Source organism: Streptomyces sp. BE303 (assembly GCF_036290945.1).
In the GTDB taxonomy this organism is placed as follows: Bacteria; Actinomycetota; Actinomycetes; order Streptomycetales; family Streptomycetaceae; genus Kitasatospora.
The window spans coordinates 42,716-57,243 of record NZ_JAQYWZ010000884.1; the positions used below are offsets into that span (position 1 = coordinate 42,716).

The 14,528-nt window shown below is 72.8% G+C and carries 10 protein-coding genes; 9 read left to right on the forward strand and 1 reads right to left on the reverse strand.

The features are described from left to right. Positions 1 to 267 precede the first annotated feature (267 nt). From nsdA to ftsH, 7 genes are all read left to right on the forward strand, one after another. The gene (nsdA, locus tag PUR56_RS33270) at positions 268 to 1,722 is read left to right on the forward strand and encodes a transcriptional repressor NsdA (RefSeq protein WP_329882875.1); all 1,455 of its coding nucleotides are present in this window, start codon (positions 268 to 270) and stop codon (positions 1,720 to 1,722) included. 288 nt (positions 1,723 to 2,010) lie between these two features. After that, positions 2,011 to 3,393 (forward strand): ammonium transporter, encoded by a 1,383-nt coding sequence (locus tag PUR56_RS33275; RefSeq protein WP_329951673.1) that lies wholly within the window; start codon positions 2,011 to 2,013, stop codon positions 3,391 to 3,393. Further along, a complete protein-coding gene (locus tag PUR56_RS33280; protein WP_327681022.1) occupies positions 3,393 to 3,731 on the forward strand; it encodes a P-II family nitrogen regulator in 339 nt (112 codons plus the stop codon). The genes PUR56_RS33275 and PUR56_RS33280 overlap by 1 nt, the downstream gene beginning before the upstream one ends. 120 nt (positions 3,732 to 3,851) lie before the next feature. Further along, positions 3,852 to 6,353, forward strand: a complete 2,502-nt coding sequence (locus PUR56_RS33285; RefSeq protein WP_329951674.1) for a [protein-PII] uridylyltransferase — start codon at positions 3,852 to 3,854, stop codon at positions 6,351 to 6,353. Positions 6,354 to 6,551: 198 nt separating this feature from the next. After that, positions 6,552 to 8,117 carry a signal recognition particle protein gene (ffh, locus tag PUR56_RS33290; RefSeq protein WP_329951698.1) on the forward strand — a complete coding sequence of 522 codons (1,566 nt, stop codon included), beginning with the start codon at positions 6,552 to 6,554 and terminating at the stop codon, positions 8,115 to 8,117. 78 nt (positions 8,118 to 8,195) lie between these two features. After that, positions 8,196 to 8,726 carry a GNAT family N-acetyltransferase gene (locus PUR56_RS33295; protein ID WP_329882878.1) on the forward strand — a complete coding sequence of 177 codons (531 nt, stop codon included), beginning with the start codon at positions 8,196 to 8,198 and terminating at the stop codon, positions 8,724 to 8,726. A gap of 115 nt (positions 8,727 to 8,841) precedes the next feature. Continuing rightward, the gene (gene ftsH, locus PUR56_RS33300) at positions 8,842 to 10,755 is read left to right on the forward strand and encodes an ATP-dependent zinc metalloprotease FtsH (protein ID WP_329951675.1); all 1,914 of its coding nucleotides are present in this window, start codon (positions 8,842 to 8,844) and stop codon (positions 10,753 to 10,755) included. A gap of 177 nt (positions 10,756 to 10,932) precedes the next feature. Here ftsH and PUR56_RS33305 read toward each other — a convergent pair whose 3' ends face one another. Beyond that, complete coding sequence (locus PUR56_RS33305) at positions 10,933 to 11,760, reverse strand: class I SAM-dependent methyltransferase (protein WP_329882880.1); 828 nt, start codon at positions 11,758 to 11,760, stop codon at positions 10,933 to 10,935. Between the two features lie 195 nt (positions 11,761 to 11,955). Between PUR56_RS33305 and proS the strand changes: the two genes are divergently transcribed. Beyond that, positions 11,956 to 13,368 carry a proline--tRNA ligase gene (gene proS, locus PUR56_RS33310; protein ID WP_329951676.1) on the forward strand — a complete coding sequence of 471 codons (1,413 nt, stop codon included), beginning with the start codon at positions 11,956 to 11,958 and terminating at the stop codon, positions 13,366 to 13,368. 498 nt (positions 13,369 to 13,866) lie between these two features. Further along, a complete protein-coding gene (locus tag PUR56_RS33315) occupies positions 13,867 to 14,445 on the forward strand; it encodes a hypothetical protein (RefSeq protein WP_327681034.1) in 579 nt (192 codons plus the stop codon). Positions 14,446 to 14,528: the final 83 nt, after the last annotated feature.

The following is a 14,528-nucleotide window of genomic DNA, read 5'->3' on the forward strand; positions in this document are numbered from 1 at the left end:
CCGACTCGGTTCGGTTCACTCCTGGGGGTGGCGAAAGGTGGCGTTTCGCCAGGGCCGCTCCCCCGGACGGTACGCGGGGCATTACGTTCAGCACACGGACCTCGTCGGGGAGTCCGCTCCGGGCGCTGGGGAGCCGGGAGTTGGGGAGCTGACGGTGAGTCCGGCGGCGGTGGCGCCGCAGGTTCGGCACCGGTAAGAGCCCGCAACCGTCGGGCGGTCACGATCGGGGGCCCCGCAGCAGGGGCCGGGCGGGATGGGGACGTTCCCATGGCAGAGAAGCAACCCAACGAGAAGCTGACCACGTGGTTCGCCCGGAGCGGTTGGTCCAAGGGCGAGTTGGCGCGTCAGGTCAACCGACGGGCTCGCCAGATCGGCGCCCACCACGTCTCCACCGACACCTCGCGGGTGCGCCGCTGGCTCGACGGCGAGCAGCCCCGCGAGCCGATCCCGAAGATCATGTCGGAACTGTTCTCCGAGCGCTTCGGCTCCGTGGTCTCCATCGAGGACCTCGGCCTGCGCGCGGCCATCCCGGTCTCCACCGTCGGCGGCGGCGTCGACCTGCCCTGGAGCGCCCCCCAGACCGTCCAGCTGATCAGCGACTACTCGCGCAGCGACCTCATGCTCAACCGGCGGGGCTTCCTGGGCACCTCGCTCGCCCTGACCGCCGGTGCCGCGCTGATCGAGCCGATGCAGCGCTGGCTCGCCCCCGGCCCGAACGGCACGCCCACCCCGATCCTCACCGCCGCCAACGGCGGCGAGCCCTTCACCGGCCGGCTCTCCGAGCCCGAGCTGGAACTGCTGGAGCAGACCACGGTCATGTTCCGGCAGTGGGACGCGCAGAACGGCGGCGGACTGCGCCGCAAGGCCGTGGTCGGCCAGCTCCACGAGGTCACCGACCTGCTCCAGGAGACCTACCCCGAACAGACCACCCGGCGGCTGTTCCGGCTCACCGCCGAGCTGGCCCACCTGGCCGGCTGGATGTCCTACGACGTCGGCATGCACCCCAGCGCGCAGAAGTACTACGTGCTGGCGCTGCACGCCGCGAAGGAGGCCGGCGACCGCCCGTTCGGCGCGCTGATCCTCACCGACATGAGCCGCCAGATGATCCACCTCAACCGGGGCGAGGACGCGCTGGAGCTGATCCACCTCGCCCAGTACGGCAGCCGTGACACCGCCACCCCGCGCCAGCAGTCGCTGCTGTACGCGATGGAGGCGCGCGCCTACGCGACCATCGGCGAGGTGAACCGTTGCGCCCGGGCGGTCCGGCTGGCCGAGGACACCTTCACCGACATCCGCGAGGGCGACGGCGACCCGGACTGGCTGAAGTTCTTCTCGCCGGCCGAGCTGAACGCGGAGAACGCGCACTCCTTCCGCGACCTCGCCTACCACTCCGACCAGTCCGAGCTGTACGCCTCGATGTCCGCGCCCGTGATGGAGCGGGCGGTCGACCTGTTCCGGCAGGACGGCGACCACGTCCGCTCGTACGCCTTCAACCTGATCGGCATGGCCAGCGTGCACCTGCTGCAGAAGGAGCCGGAGCAGGCCGCCGTCTTCGCCGAGCAGGCGGTCGACATCGCCACCAAGGTCCGCTCCGAGCGGCTGAACTCCCGGGTCCGCAAGACCACCGAGGCCGCCGCCGTCCGGTTCCAGGGCGTCGACGCGGTCAGCCGGCTCCAGGAGCGGGTGGTTCAGGACATTCCCGAGTACGTCTCGGTGGTCTGACCCGCCGCTCCCGTCACGCTCCGCCGACCGTACCGGCCGCCGCCGGTACGGTCGGTGGCGTATCCGGCACGCCCCGTGCGGAGCGGCCGTACGGTAACCCGTCCGGCGGTCCGGCGTGGCCGGGGTTCACGCGGGCGTAACCCCGGTGTCGCCCTCGTCACCGCCGCGAAACAACCGGCCGCATCGGCCGAAACCAGCCTTCGGCACTCTCCTTCTCATCGCCGACGCCCCGGGTACACGGGACAGGAAACCCGGGTGCGGAGCGGCTTCCACTCAGAGGAGACGCCGATGCCGGACGGCTTCAGCGCGGGCGACACCGCCTTCGTGCTCATCAGTGCGGCCCTGGTCATGGTGATGACCCCGGGGCTGGCCTTCTTCTACGGAGGGATGGTCCGGGCCAAGAGCACCCTCAACATGCTGGCGATGAGCTTCCTCTCGCTCGGCATCGTCAGCGTGCTCTGGGTCCTCTACGGGTACTCGCTCAGTTTCGGCCCCGACGCGGGCGCCGGACTGATCGGCAACCTGGACTTCCTCGGGATGCGCGGCATCGGCGTCACCGATCTCGCCGGAACGATCCCGGTCACCGCGTTCTCGTCCTTCCAGCTGATGTTCGCCATCATCACCCCGGCCCTGATCAGCGGGGCGATCGCGGACCGCGCCCGGTTCGCGGCCTGGGGCCTGTTCGTCGGACTCTGGGTGACCGTCGTCTACTTCCCGGTCGCGCACTGGGTGTTCTTCTTCGACGGCGGCAACGGCGGCTGGCTCGGCGACCGCAACGGCGTGATCGACTTCGCCGGCGGCACCGCCGTCCACATCAACGCCGGCGTCGCGGGCCTGGCGCTCTGCCTGGTGCTCGGCAAGCGGGTCGGCTTCCGCAAGGACCCGATGCGCCCGCACAGCCTGCCGCTGGTGATGCTCGGCTCCGGGCTGCTCTGGTTCGGCTGGTTCGGCTTCAACGCGGGCTCGGCCCTGGCCGCCAACGGCGTCGCGGCGATGGCCCTGATCAACACCCAGGTCGCCACGGCGGCCGCGCTGGTCGGCTGGCTGATCTACGAGAAGCTGCGGCACGGCGCGTTCACCACGCTGGGCGCCGCCTCCGGCGCGGTGGCCGGTCTGGTCGCCATCACCCCCGCCTGCGGTTCGGTCTCCCCGCTCGGCGCGGTGGCGATCGGCCTGATCGCCGGTGCGGCCTGCGCCGCCGCGATCAGCCTCAAGTACCGCTTCGGCTTCGACGACTCGCTCGACGTGGTCGGTGTGCACGCCGTCGGCGGGGCGATCGGCTCGCTGCTGGTCGGCCTCTTCGCCACCGGCACCGTCGGCCAGACCGCCAAGGGCCTGTTCTACGGCGGCGGGCTGGAGCAGCTCGGCAAGCAGGCGATGGGCGTGGCCGTGGTCGGCGCGTACTCCTTCGTGCTCTCCTGGCTGCTCGCCAAGGCGATCGACCGCACCATCGGCTTCCGGGTCGCCGAGGAGGTCGAGGTCGCCGGCATCGACCAGGCCGAGCACGCCGAGTCCGCGTACGACTTCAGCGCCCTGGGCGCCGGCCTCGCCCGGACCGCGCACGCCCCGGCCGCCTCGGTCGTCGCAGCCGCCCCCGCCGCCGGTGCTCCTGCCGGTGCCGCCCCCGCCGTCGCTCCGAAGAGCACCGAGAAGACCGAGGTCGACGCCTGATGAAGCTCATCACCGCCGTCATCAAGCCCTACCGCCTGGACGAGGTGAAGGCCGCACTGCAGGCCTTCGGCGTGCACGGCCTGACCGTCACCGAGGCCAGCGGCTACGGCCGCCAGCGCGGCCACACCGAGGTCTACCGTGGTGCGGAGTACACCGTGGACCTGGTGCCCAAGGTCAGAATCGAGGTCCTGGTGGAGGACGACGACGCCGACCAGCTGATCGACGTCCTGGTGAAGGCCGCCCGGACCGGCAAGATCGGCGACGGCAAGGTCTGGGCGGTCCCCGTCGACACCGCCGTCCGGGTCCGGACCGGTGAACGCGGCCCCGACGCCCTCTAGGAACGCCCTAGCATTCGGATGATCACGTAGGCGGGCCTGCGACCACCCCCGGTCGCAGGTCCGCTGACGGCGTATCGGCGCCGCTCGCTCCACCCGCACGACCACGGACGGGGACTTCGCATGGCTACCGGAACCGACGACCTCCGCGACGACTCCCACGACGACTCCGGCGGTGGCACCCTCGACCACGTCGCCGCCCGGGCCCGGCTGCTGGCCGCTCCCGGTCCCGGCGGCCGGGACCGGCGCGCCGCGCTGTCCGCGCTCACCGACGACTGGCTGGCCGGCCTGCTGGAGGCGGCCGGAGCCCCCGGCGGCGTCGCCCTGGTCGCGGTCGGCGGCTACGGGCGCGGCGAACTCTCCCCGCGCAGCGACCTCGACGTCCTGCTGCTGCACGAGGGCCCGCTCGACCCGGCGCTGCCCGAGCGCCTCTGGTACCCGGTCTGGGACGCCGGCGCCGCGCTCGACCACTCCGTCCGCACCCCGGCCGAGGCCCGGTCGGTCGCCGCCGCCGACCTCAAGGCGCAGATCGGCCTGCTGGACGCGCGGCACGTGGCCGGCGACCCGGAACTCACCGCCGCACTGCGCTCCGCCGTCCTCGCCGACTGGCGGGCGAGCGCCCCGAAACGCCTGCCCGAACTGCGCGAACTCGGCCGCGAGCGGGCCGAACGGCACGGCGAGCTGTCCTTCCTGCTGGAGCCCGACCTCAAGGAGGCCCGCGGCGGCCTGCGCGACGTGGTCGCGCTCAACGCCGTCGCCGCGACCTGGCTGGCCGACGCGCCCCGGGACGGTCTGGACGCCGCCGCGCTCCGGCTGGCCGACGTCCGCGACGCCCTGCACCTGGTCACCGGCCGGGCCACCGAACGGCTCAGCCTGCAGGACCAGGACCAGGTCGCCGAGCGGCTCGGCGTCCTGGACGCGGACACCCTGCTGCGCCAGGTCTACGAGGCGGCCCGGACCATCGCCTACGCGGGCGACGTTACCTGGCGGGCGGTGGACCGGGTGCTGGCCGGCCGCTCGGCCCGGGGCCGGCGCCCGCACCGGCTCCCCTTCCCGTTCGCCGGCCCGTTCGGCGGGTCCGGGCGCGGTGCGGGCGCGGTGGCCCGGGGCGCGGTCGACCGCCGGCCGCTCGCCGAGGGCGTGGTCGAGCAGGACGGCGAGGCGGTGCTCGCCCAGGGCGCGCGCCCCGCCGCCGACCCGGTGCTGTCGCTGCGCGCCGCGGCGGCCGCCGCCCAGAACGGCCTGACCGTCTCCTACGCGACCGTGCGCAGGCTGGCCGCCGAATGCCGCCCGCTGCCGGTGCCCTGGCCGGACGAGGCGCGCGAGCAGCTCGTCACCCTGCTCGGTGCGGGCGAGGCCTGCCTGCCGGTCTGGGAGGCGCTGGAGGCCGAGGGGCTGATCACCCGGCTGCTGCCGGACTGGGAGCGGGTCCGGTGCCGTCCGCAACGCAACGCGGTGCACCGCTGGACGGTGGACCGGCACCTGGTGGAGACGGCGGTGCGGGCCGCCGCGATGACCCGCCGGGTGGCCCGGCCCGACCTGCTGCTCGTCGCCGCGCTGCTGCACGACATCGGCAAGGGCTGGCCCGGTGACCACAGCGAGGCCGGCGAGGTGATCGTCCGCGACGTGGCGGCCCGGATGGGCTTCGACCCGGAGTCGGTGGAGACCCTCGCGGTGCTGGTCCGCCACCACCTGACCCTGGTGGACACCGCGACCAGGCGGGACCCGGACGACCCGGCGACCGTCGACGCGATCACCAAGGTGGTCACCACCCTGCCGCAGCTGGAACTCCTGCACGCGCTGACCGAGGCCGACGCACTGGCCACCGGCCCGGCCGCGTGGAGCCGCTGGCGGGCCTCGCTGGTGGACGGCCTGGCCGAGCGGGCCGCCGCCCGGCTCGCCGGGGCCCGTCCTCCCGCGGCCTTCGGCCGCAGGTACACCCACCCCGTCGAGGCCGAGCCGACCGCCGAACAGGAGCGGCTCGCCGTGGAGGCGGCCCTGACCGGCGGCCCGGCGCTCTCGCTGCTCGCCCAGGCCGAGGTGGACGAGACGGGGGCCGAGCCGATGGGCGTGCGGCTGCTGCTGGCCGTTCCGGACCGGCCCGGTCTGCTCGGCACCGTGGCCGGGGTGCTCGCGCTGCACCGGCTGGCCGTCCGCTCGGCCGGACTGCGGGAGCTGGACCCGATCGGCGCCGGGCCGGTGCTGCTGCTCTCCTGGACGGTGGCGGCCGAGTTCGGCGAGCTGCCGGAGGCCGCCCGGCTCCGGGCCGACCTGCGCCGGGCGCTGGACGGTTCGCTGGACGTCTCGCGCCGGCTCGCCGAGCGGGACGCCGCGGCGCCGCGCCGGCGGGGCATCCCCACCCCTCCGCCGCTGGTCGCGGTGGCGCCGCCGGTGGCCTCGTCGACGGCGACGGTGCTGGAGGTGCGCGCGCACGACGCGCCGGGGCTGCTGCACCGGATCGGCCGGGCACTGGACGGTGCCGGGGTACGGGTCCGGACGGCGTACGTGTCCACGCTCGGGGCGGACGCCGTCGACGCCTTCTACCTGACCGACGAGGCGGGCCGTCCGCTCGCCGCGCAGCGGGCCGGCGAGGTGGCGGCGGCCGTCCGGGCGGCGCTGGGCTGAGGCTCGGAGGGGGCTTGTCCGGGGCCCGGGAGGGGCACGGGCGGGGCGTGGACGGGGCCGGTCCGGCGCTGGTCCGGCGCTGGTCCGGGGCTCGGGCGGGGCTCGGCGAGCCCGGGTGGAGACCGCTCCCGGGGCGGCCGGATACCCTTGGGGGCGACGACCGTACTGATACCGATGCCGCAGAGGACCCGCGACGACGTGTTCGACACCCTTTCCGATCGCCTCGCAGCGACGTTCAAGAACCTCCGGGGCAAGGGCCGCCTCAGCGAGGCGGACATCGACGCCACCACCCGCGAGATCCGCATCGCGCTGCTGGAGGCGGACGTCGCGCTGCCGGTCGTCCGGGCCTTCATCAAGCAGATCAAGGAGCGCGCGCTCGGCTCCGAGGTCTCCGGTGCGCTGAACCCGGCCCAGCAGATCATCAAGATCGTCAACGAGGAGCTCATCGCCATCCTCGGCGGCGAGACCCGACGGGTGCGGTTCGCCAAGAACGGCCCGACGGTGATCATGCTGGCGGGCCTCCAGGGCGCCGGCAAGACCACGCTCGCGGGCAAGCTCGGCCACTGGCTGAAGCAGCAGAAGCACACCCCGCTGCTGGTCGCCTGCGACCTCCAGCGCCCCAACGCGGTCAACCAGCTGCAGGTCGTCGCCGAGCGCGCCGGTGTCGCGTTCTACGGCCCGCAGCCGGGCAACGGCGTCGGCGACCCGGTCCAGGTGGCGCGGGACTCGATCGAGTACGCCAAGCAGAAGCAGTTCGACGTGGTCGTCGTCGACACCGCCGGCCGCCTCGGCATCGACGCCGAGCTGATGCAGCAGGCCGCCGACATCCGTGCCGCGGTCGACCCGGACGAGGTCCTGTTCGTCGTCGACGCGATGATCGGCCAGGACGCGGTCACCACCGCGCAGGCCTTCCTCGACGGCGTCGACTTCACCGGTGTCGTGCTCTCCAAGCTCGACGGCGACGCCCGTGGCGGTGCCGCGCTCTCGGTCGCGCACGTCACCGGCCGGCAGATCATGTTCGCCTCCAACGGCGAGAAGGTCGACGACTTCGACGCCTTCCACCCGGACCGGATGGCCTCGCGCATCCTGGGCATGGGTGACGTCCTCTCGCTGATCGAGAAGGCCGAGCAGACCTTCTCGCAGGCCGAGGCCGAGAAGATCGCCTCCAAGCTGCAGGGCGGCGGCAAGGACTTCACGCTCGACGACTTCCTGTCCCAGCTGGAGCAGGTCCGCAAGATGGGCTCGATCTCCAAGCTGCTCGGCATGCTGCCGGGCATGGGCCAGATCCGCGAGCAGATCAACAACATCGACGACAAGGACGTCGACCGGGTCGGCGCGATCATCAAGTCGATGACCCCGGCCGAGCGGACCGACCCGAAGATCATCAACGGTTCGCGGCGCGCCCGTATCGCCAAGGGTTCGGGTGTGCAGGTCGGCGAGGTCAACAACCTGGTCGAGCGGTTCTTCGAGGCCCGCAAGATGATGTCCGCGATGGCCTCCGGCAAGGGCATCCCCGGGATGCCGGGCATCCCGGGGATGGGCGGCGGCGCGAAGAAGTCCGCGAAGAAGGCCCCGGCCGCCAAGGGCAAGCGCAAGAGCGGCAACCCGCTGAAGCGCGCGCAGGAGGAGGCCGCGGCCGCCGAGCGGCGCGCGCTCGGCCCCGGCGCGGGCCAGGCGCCCGCCGAGGGCGGTGCGTTCGGCCTCGGCGCGGGCAAGGGCCCGTCCGACTTCGAGCTGCCCAAGGAGTTCAAGGACCTGCTGTAGGCCCTTGTCGTCGGCTTCGACGGCCCGCCGCCCGGAACCTCCGGGCGGCGGGCCGTTCGCATGCCCGATGATGGTCGGATGCGAGTGACGATCAGGGCCCCGCGGTCCGGTGACGAGGTGGCGTACGCCCAGGCGGTCCGGCGGTCCGCCGACCACATCGGGCGGTGGAACCCGGTCGAGCCGGACGGGCTGCCGGACCTGCTGGAACGCCAGGGGCCGGGTCTGCGGACCTTCCTGGTGGTCGACCGGGAGACCGGTGGGCTGGTCGGCAAGGTCAACGTGGCCAACATCGTGATGGGCCGGTTCTGCAACGGCTCGCTCGGCTACGACTCCTACCTGCCGTTCGCCGGCACCGGGAGGATGACGGAGGGCATGCGGCTGGTGCTGGACCGCTGCTTCGCCCCGCAGACGGAGGACGGTCTCGGCCTGCACCGGCTGGAGATCAACGTGCAGCCGGACAACGGGCGCTCGATCGGGCTGGCCAAGCGGCTGGGCTTCCGGCACGAGGGGTTCACCCCCCGGATGCTGTTCCTCCAGGGCGAGTGGCGGGACCACGAGCGGTTCGCGCTGACGGCGGAGGAATGGCCCGGTCCGGGCTCGGAGGGGTAGCCGGTCCGGGGCGGGCGGGCGGCCGTCCGGGTACGGAGGGGCGGCCGTCCGTGCGGCGTGTGTGGCGCGGCGTTGCGGTTGAAGGACCCGAGCAGATGTCCGTATTGTCCGATGGGTGACCGATCCCGTGCCGCCGCGCCAGACCCCCGACCAGCCGTGGCGCTCCGAGGGCGCCCCTCCGCCGCCACCCCCGCGCCGCAAGATGCCGGGCGGCTGGATCGGCCTCGTCCTCACCGCCCTCGTGGTGTTCCTGATCAGCGATCTGCTGCTGTCCTTCTTCGGTCCCGGCGGCGCCACCACGATCTCCTACACCGAGTTCAACAACCAGCTGAACAAGGGCAACATCACCAAGATCTACTCCAAGGGCGACTCGATCGAGGGAACCCTCAAGAACGCCGAGCCCAAGCCGGACGGTGAGAAGGGGACGTACACCGACTTCGACACCCAGCGCCCGGTCTTCGCCGGTGACGACCTCTGGGCCGCCCTCCAGCAGCAGGGCGTCGAGGTCACCGCCGAACCGGTCGTCCAGCAGCGCAGCTTCCTCGTCAACCTGCTGTTCTCGCTCGCCCCGATGCTGCTGCTCATCCTGGTCTGGGTGCTGCTCGCCCGGCGGATGGCCGGCGGCCTGGGCGCCGGCCCGCTCGGCCGCAAGACCCCGCCGAAGCCGGTCACCGCGGAGTCCGGCAAGCGCACCACCTTCGCCGACGTGGCCGGTATCGACGAGGTCGAGGCCGAGCTCACCGAAGTGGTCGACTTCCTGAAGAACCCGCAGCAGTACCGCAGGCTCGGCGCCAAGATGCCGCGCGGCGTGCTGCTCAGCGGCGCGCCCGGCACGGGCAAGACCCTGCTCGCCCGGGCCGTCGCGGGCGAGGCCGACGTGCCGTTCTTCTCCGCGTCCGCCTCGGAGTTCATCGAGATGATCGTCGGCGTCGGCGCCAGCCGGGTCCGCGAGCTGTTCGCCGAGGCCCGCAAGGTCGCCCCGGCGATCGTCTTCATCGACGAGATCGACACCATCGGCCGCCAGCGCGGCGGCGGTGGCGGCACGGGCGGCCACGACGAGCGCGAGCAGACGCTCAACCAGATCCTCACCGAGATGGACGGCTTCACCGGCTCCGAGGGCGTCATCGTCATCGCCGCCACCAACCGGGCCGACGTGCTCGACCCGGCCCTGCTGCGCCCCGGCCGGTTCGACCGGCGGATCACCGTCAGCCCGCCGGACCGCGACGGCCGCGCCGCGATCCTGCGCATCCACACCAGGGCCGTCCCGCTGGCCGAGGGCGCCGACCTCAACCGGCTCGCCAAGGTCACCCCGGGCATGACCGGCGCCGAACTGGCCAACCTGGTCAACGAGGCCGCCCTGCTGGCGGTCAAGCGCAGGCAGGACGCGGTCGGGGAGCGCGACCTCTCGGACGCGCTGGAGAAGGTCCAGCTGGGCGCCGTCCGACCGCTGGTCATGCCGCAGGCGGAGCGCGAGCGGACGGCGTACCACGAGAGCGGCCACGCCCTGCTCGGCATGCTCCAGCCGGGCGCGGACCCGGTCCGCAAGATCACCATCGTGCCGCGCGGCCGGGCCCTCGGGGTCACCCTCTCGACCCCGGAGACGGACCGGTACTCCTACACCGAGCCCTACCTGCGCGGCCGGATCATCGGCGCGCTCGGCGGGATGGCCGCCGAGCAGGTCGTCTACGGGGTCATCACCACCGGGGCGGAGAACGACCTGGAGCAGGTCACCAACATCGCCCGCGGCATGGCCGGCCGCTGGGGCATGAGCGAACGGGTCGGCCGGCTCACCGCCGTCCCGTCCGACCCGCAGGGTGCGTACGGGCTCTCCGCCGCGCCGACCACCCTGGACGCGGTGGACGAGGAGGCCCGGCGGATCGTCTCCGAGTGCTACGACGAGGCGGTGCTGCTGCTGACCGAGCAGCGGTCCCGGCTGGACGCGCTGGCGGAGGCCCTGCTGGCGGCGGAGACGTTGAACGAGGAGGAGGCGTACCGGGCGGCGGGGGTGCCGCGGAAGTCGCTGGACTGAGGGGCGGGGGGCGGGGGCTGCGGCGCGGGTGTGCGCCGGCGAGGTCTGCGCCGGTGAGGTGTGCGCGGACAGAGGCGCGGGCCGACCGGGGCGTGCGCCGGGTCGTGCGCGCCCCGGTCCGTCGGTTCCGCCGCGGTTCCGCCGCCGTTCCGCTGTCGTTCCGCCGCCGGTGACCCGTCAGCGCGGCCGCTCGGCGACGAGGTAGCGGAACACGTTCTCCATCCGCACCGTGCCGTCCGGCCGCAGGTACGGGTGCAGCGCCTCCTCCAGCTCCTTCGCCACCAGCGGCAGCCCGGAGAACTCCGCGGCCGCGTCGTACAGACCGGTGGAGAGCAGCCCGCGGACCGCGCTGTCCAGGTCCGGGTAGGCGAACGGGCAGCCGACCCGGCCGCCGCCGGCCGGCCGCAGACCGGTTCCGGCCAGCAGGTCCTCCAGCGCTCCGGGCGGACTCAGCTCGAACGGGTCCCGCGCCGTGCTGCGCCGGGCCATCCGGCGCGCCACGTCCAGCACCGCCGCGCTCCCGCAACGCTCCCGCGGCCCCCAGGAGGCCAGCACCACGTGTCCGCCGGGGAGCGTCAGCCGGGCCGCCTCGGCCACCGTCCGGTAGGGATCGGCGGATCCGGGGAGCCCCTCGAAAACAGTGACCAGCGAATAGGCCGAGCGGGCGACGGCCACCGCCGTCCGGGGCCCGCTCCCCACCCGCAGCCGACGGCCGCGGGCCAGCTCGCGCAGCTCGCTCTCCGGCTCCAGGCCGGCGACCTGCGCACCGCGTCCCGCGGCGAGCAGCAGCGCCAGTCCCGACCGGCAGCCCAGCCCCAGCACGCTGGTGGCGGGACCGACCTCCAGACGGTCGTGGACGGCCTCGTAGAGCGGCACCAGCATCCGTTCCTGGATCTCCGCCCAGTCGCGCGCCCGGGCGGCGGCGTGTTCGGCCACCGAGCGCGGGTCGTGCGGTGGTGCGCCCGTGGGTCGTACGGTCGTGCCGGTCACCCGCGCTGAAGCCATCGCGGTCTCCTATCCGGTCCTTCGGTGTGCTGCTCCGGCCCCCCAAAGTCCCGCCCCACTCCAGCGAACAGCGGCTCGGGCGCGGCGTCCAGAGGGGTGCGGGGTGGTGCGCGCGTGTCGGGGTGGTGCGCCCCCGGGTGAGACGCCGCGCTATCGATTCGAAGTCGAAGGCCGGATCGCCGTACCATTCGCCCCATGGCTAAGGCACCCGTTCTCACCCCTCAGGCGGAAGACTTCCCGCGCTGGTACCAGGACCTCATCAGCAAGGCCGAGCTGGCCGACAACGGTCCGGTGCGCGGCACCATGGTCATCCGACCGTACGGCTACGGCCTGTGGGAGCGGATGCAGCAGGAGATGGACGCGCGGATCAAGAAGGCCGGCGCCCAGAACGCCTACTTCCCGATGTTCATCCCGCAGTCCTACCTGACCAAGGAGGCGGAGCACGTCGAGGGCTTCGCCCCCGAGCTCGCCGTGGTGACCCACGGCGGCGGCAAGCAGCTGGAGGAGCCGGTCGTCGTCCGTCCGACCTCCGAGACGATCATCAACGAGTACTTCTCGAAGTGGGTGCAGAGCCACCGCGACCTGCCCCTGCTGATCAACCAGTGGGCCAACGTGGTCCGCTGGGAGCTGCGCCCGCGCGTGTTCCTGCGCACCACCGAGTTCCTCTGGCAGGAGGGCCACACGGCCCACGCCACGTACGAGGACGCCCGCGAGTACGCCTCGATGATCCACACCCAGGTCTACGGCGACTTCATGACCAACGTGCTGGGCATCGACGTCGTGCTCGGCCGCAAGACCGCCAAGGAGCGCTTCGCCGGCGCCATCAACACCCTCACCCTCGAAGGCATGATGGGTGACGGCAAGGCGCTGCAGATGGGCACCAGCCACGAGCTGGGCCAGAACTTCGCCAAGGCGTTCAACACCACGTACCAGCTGCAGGGCGCCGAGCGCGAGTACGTCTGGCAGACCTCCTGGGGCGTCTCGACCCGCATGGTCGGCGGCCTGATCATGTCGCACGGTGACGACAACGGTCTGCGGGTCCCGCCGCGGCTGGCCGCCGTCCAGGCCGTCGTCCTCGCCATCAAGGGCGACGACGCGGTGCTCGCCAAGGTCCGCGAGATCGGTGCCCGGCTGGAGGCCGCCGGCATCCGGGTGGTCGTCGACGACCGCACCGACACCCCGTTCGGCCGCCGCGCCGTGGACTGGGAGCTCAAGGGCGTGCCGCTGCGCATCGAGGTCGGTCCGCGCGACCTGGAGAACGGCACCGCGATGCTGGCCCGCCGGATCCCGGGCGGCAAGGAGCCGGTCGCGATCGACGGCCTGGTGGAGCTGCTCCCGGGCATCCTCGACGAGGACCAGGCGCAGTTGCTGCGCGAGTCGCGCGAGCGCCGCGTGGCCCGCACGGTCGACGTGAAGTACCTCGACGAGGCCGTCGAGGCCGCCGCCACCGGCTGGGGCCGCATCTCCTGGGCCGAGCTCGGCCCGGCGGGCGAGGCCAAGCTGGCGGAGCAGGGCGTCTCGGTGCGCTGCATCGTGGCCGCCGACGGTTCGGTGCCGCAGACGGACGATCAGGACGGCAACATCGCGATTGTCGCGCGCGCCTACTGACGGACGACCACGGACGACTGTGCGCAACCGGCGCGGTACCTCGGTGGCGTTGTCGGCGTGGGTGATGTGTCGTACGGGATGTGTCGTGAGAGATGTCGTAATACGACATCCACTGACGCGGACTGACGGCTGTTGACCGGCGCTGCGGTGAATTCGCGGGGCCGCTGACCGGGCTTGTTCCGCGCATGTCTCACATGTCGGCATCGCTACTGGTCGGTCAACTGCCGGTATTAACGGAATAGCGGTACGGTGTACGGCCCGTGGCCCTGTCAACTCGACAGGTCCGCGGGCCGTACGTCCTGGGGGCGACAGCCCGTCCCCGGACGGAATTGACGAGGCTCGCCGAGCTCGGCGGCCCCAAACCAGCAGGGGGTTGGTCTTGCGTCAGATCCGGAACGCGCATTTCGCGCGGGCTCGCACATTCCTGAGAGTTTCCTGGGAATTCCCGGGGAACGGGAACACGCGGAACATCAGCTCCTACTCCATCGTTGGTCTAGCGTGAGCACGACACAGCCCCTCGTTCTCGCGGCCGAACTGGCCGCCGCCTGGAGTGACATCCAGGCCTACCATCAGGACCTCCCCGACCTCGCCTCTCCCGAGGCGTTGATCGGCGAGTCCTCCTCGGCCTGTGGTACCCGGCTCGGTTTCGAGCGGCTCCTCCACGAGGCTGCCCATGGTCTGGCCGCGGCCCGGGACATCCGGGACACCTCGCGGGCCGGCCGCTACCACAATCGGCGCTTCCTCCTCCTGGCCTCCGAGCTGGGCCTGGCGCACCCGGTCGAACCGCACGCCAGTAGCGGCTTCTCCCAGGTGACCATGCTCAAGGAGACCCAGGAGCGGTACGCCGAGACCATCGAACGCCTGGACCGCGCTCTGGGGGCGCACCAGGAGGCGGTGGCCGGCGAGGGGGCCTCGCGCGCCTTCCGCGGGCCGGCCGCCCGGCACGGCTCCTCCGGGGGTGGCGTCCGGGTCAAGGCGGTCTGCGGCTGCGGCCGCAACGTCCGGGTCGTTCCGTCCGTCCTCGCGCAGGCGTCCATCGTCTGCGGGGCCTGCCAGCAGCCGTTCAAGATCGCGTAGTCCGGGGAGCTGGAACAGCTCGGGGAACCCGGGGAACCGGTCGGTGGCTGTGCGGGCAGCGTGCCGGGCCGGAGCGATCGACG

Excerpts from the sequence above, each read along its gene's own strand:
- nsdA (WP_329882875.1), top strand. The coding sequence starts at position 268 with ATGGCAGAGAAGCAACCCAACGAGAAGCTGACCACGTGGTTCGCCCGG.
- PUR56_RS33275 (WP_329951673.1), top strand. The coding sequence starts at position 2,011 with ATGCCGGACGGCTTCAGCGCGGGCGACACCGCCTTCGTGCTCATCAGT.
- PUR56_RS33280 (WP_327681022.1), top strand. The coding sequence starts at position 3,393 with ATGAAGCTCATCACCGCCGTCATCAAGCCCTACCGCCTGGACGAGGTG.
- PUR56_RS33285 (WP_329951674.1), top strand. The coding sequence starts at position 3,852 with ATGGCTACCGGAACCGACGACCTCCGCGACGACTCCCACGACGACTCC.
- PUR56_RS33295 (WP_329882878.1), top strand. The coding sequence starts at position 8,196 with ATGCGAGTGACGATCAGGGCCCCGCGGTCCGGTGACGAGGTGGCGTAC.
- PUR56_RS33305 (WP_329882880.1), bottom strand. The coding sequence starts at position 11,760 with ATGGCTTCAGCGCGGGTGACCGGCACGACCGTACGACCCACGGGCGCA.
- proS (WP_329951676.1), top strand. The coding sequence starts at position 11,956 with ATGGCTAAGGCACCCGTTCTCACCCCTCAGGCGGAAGACTTCCCGCGC.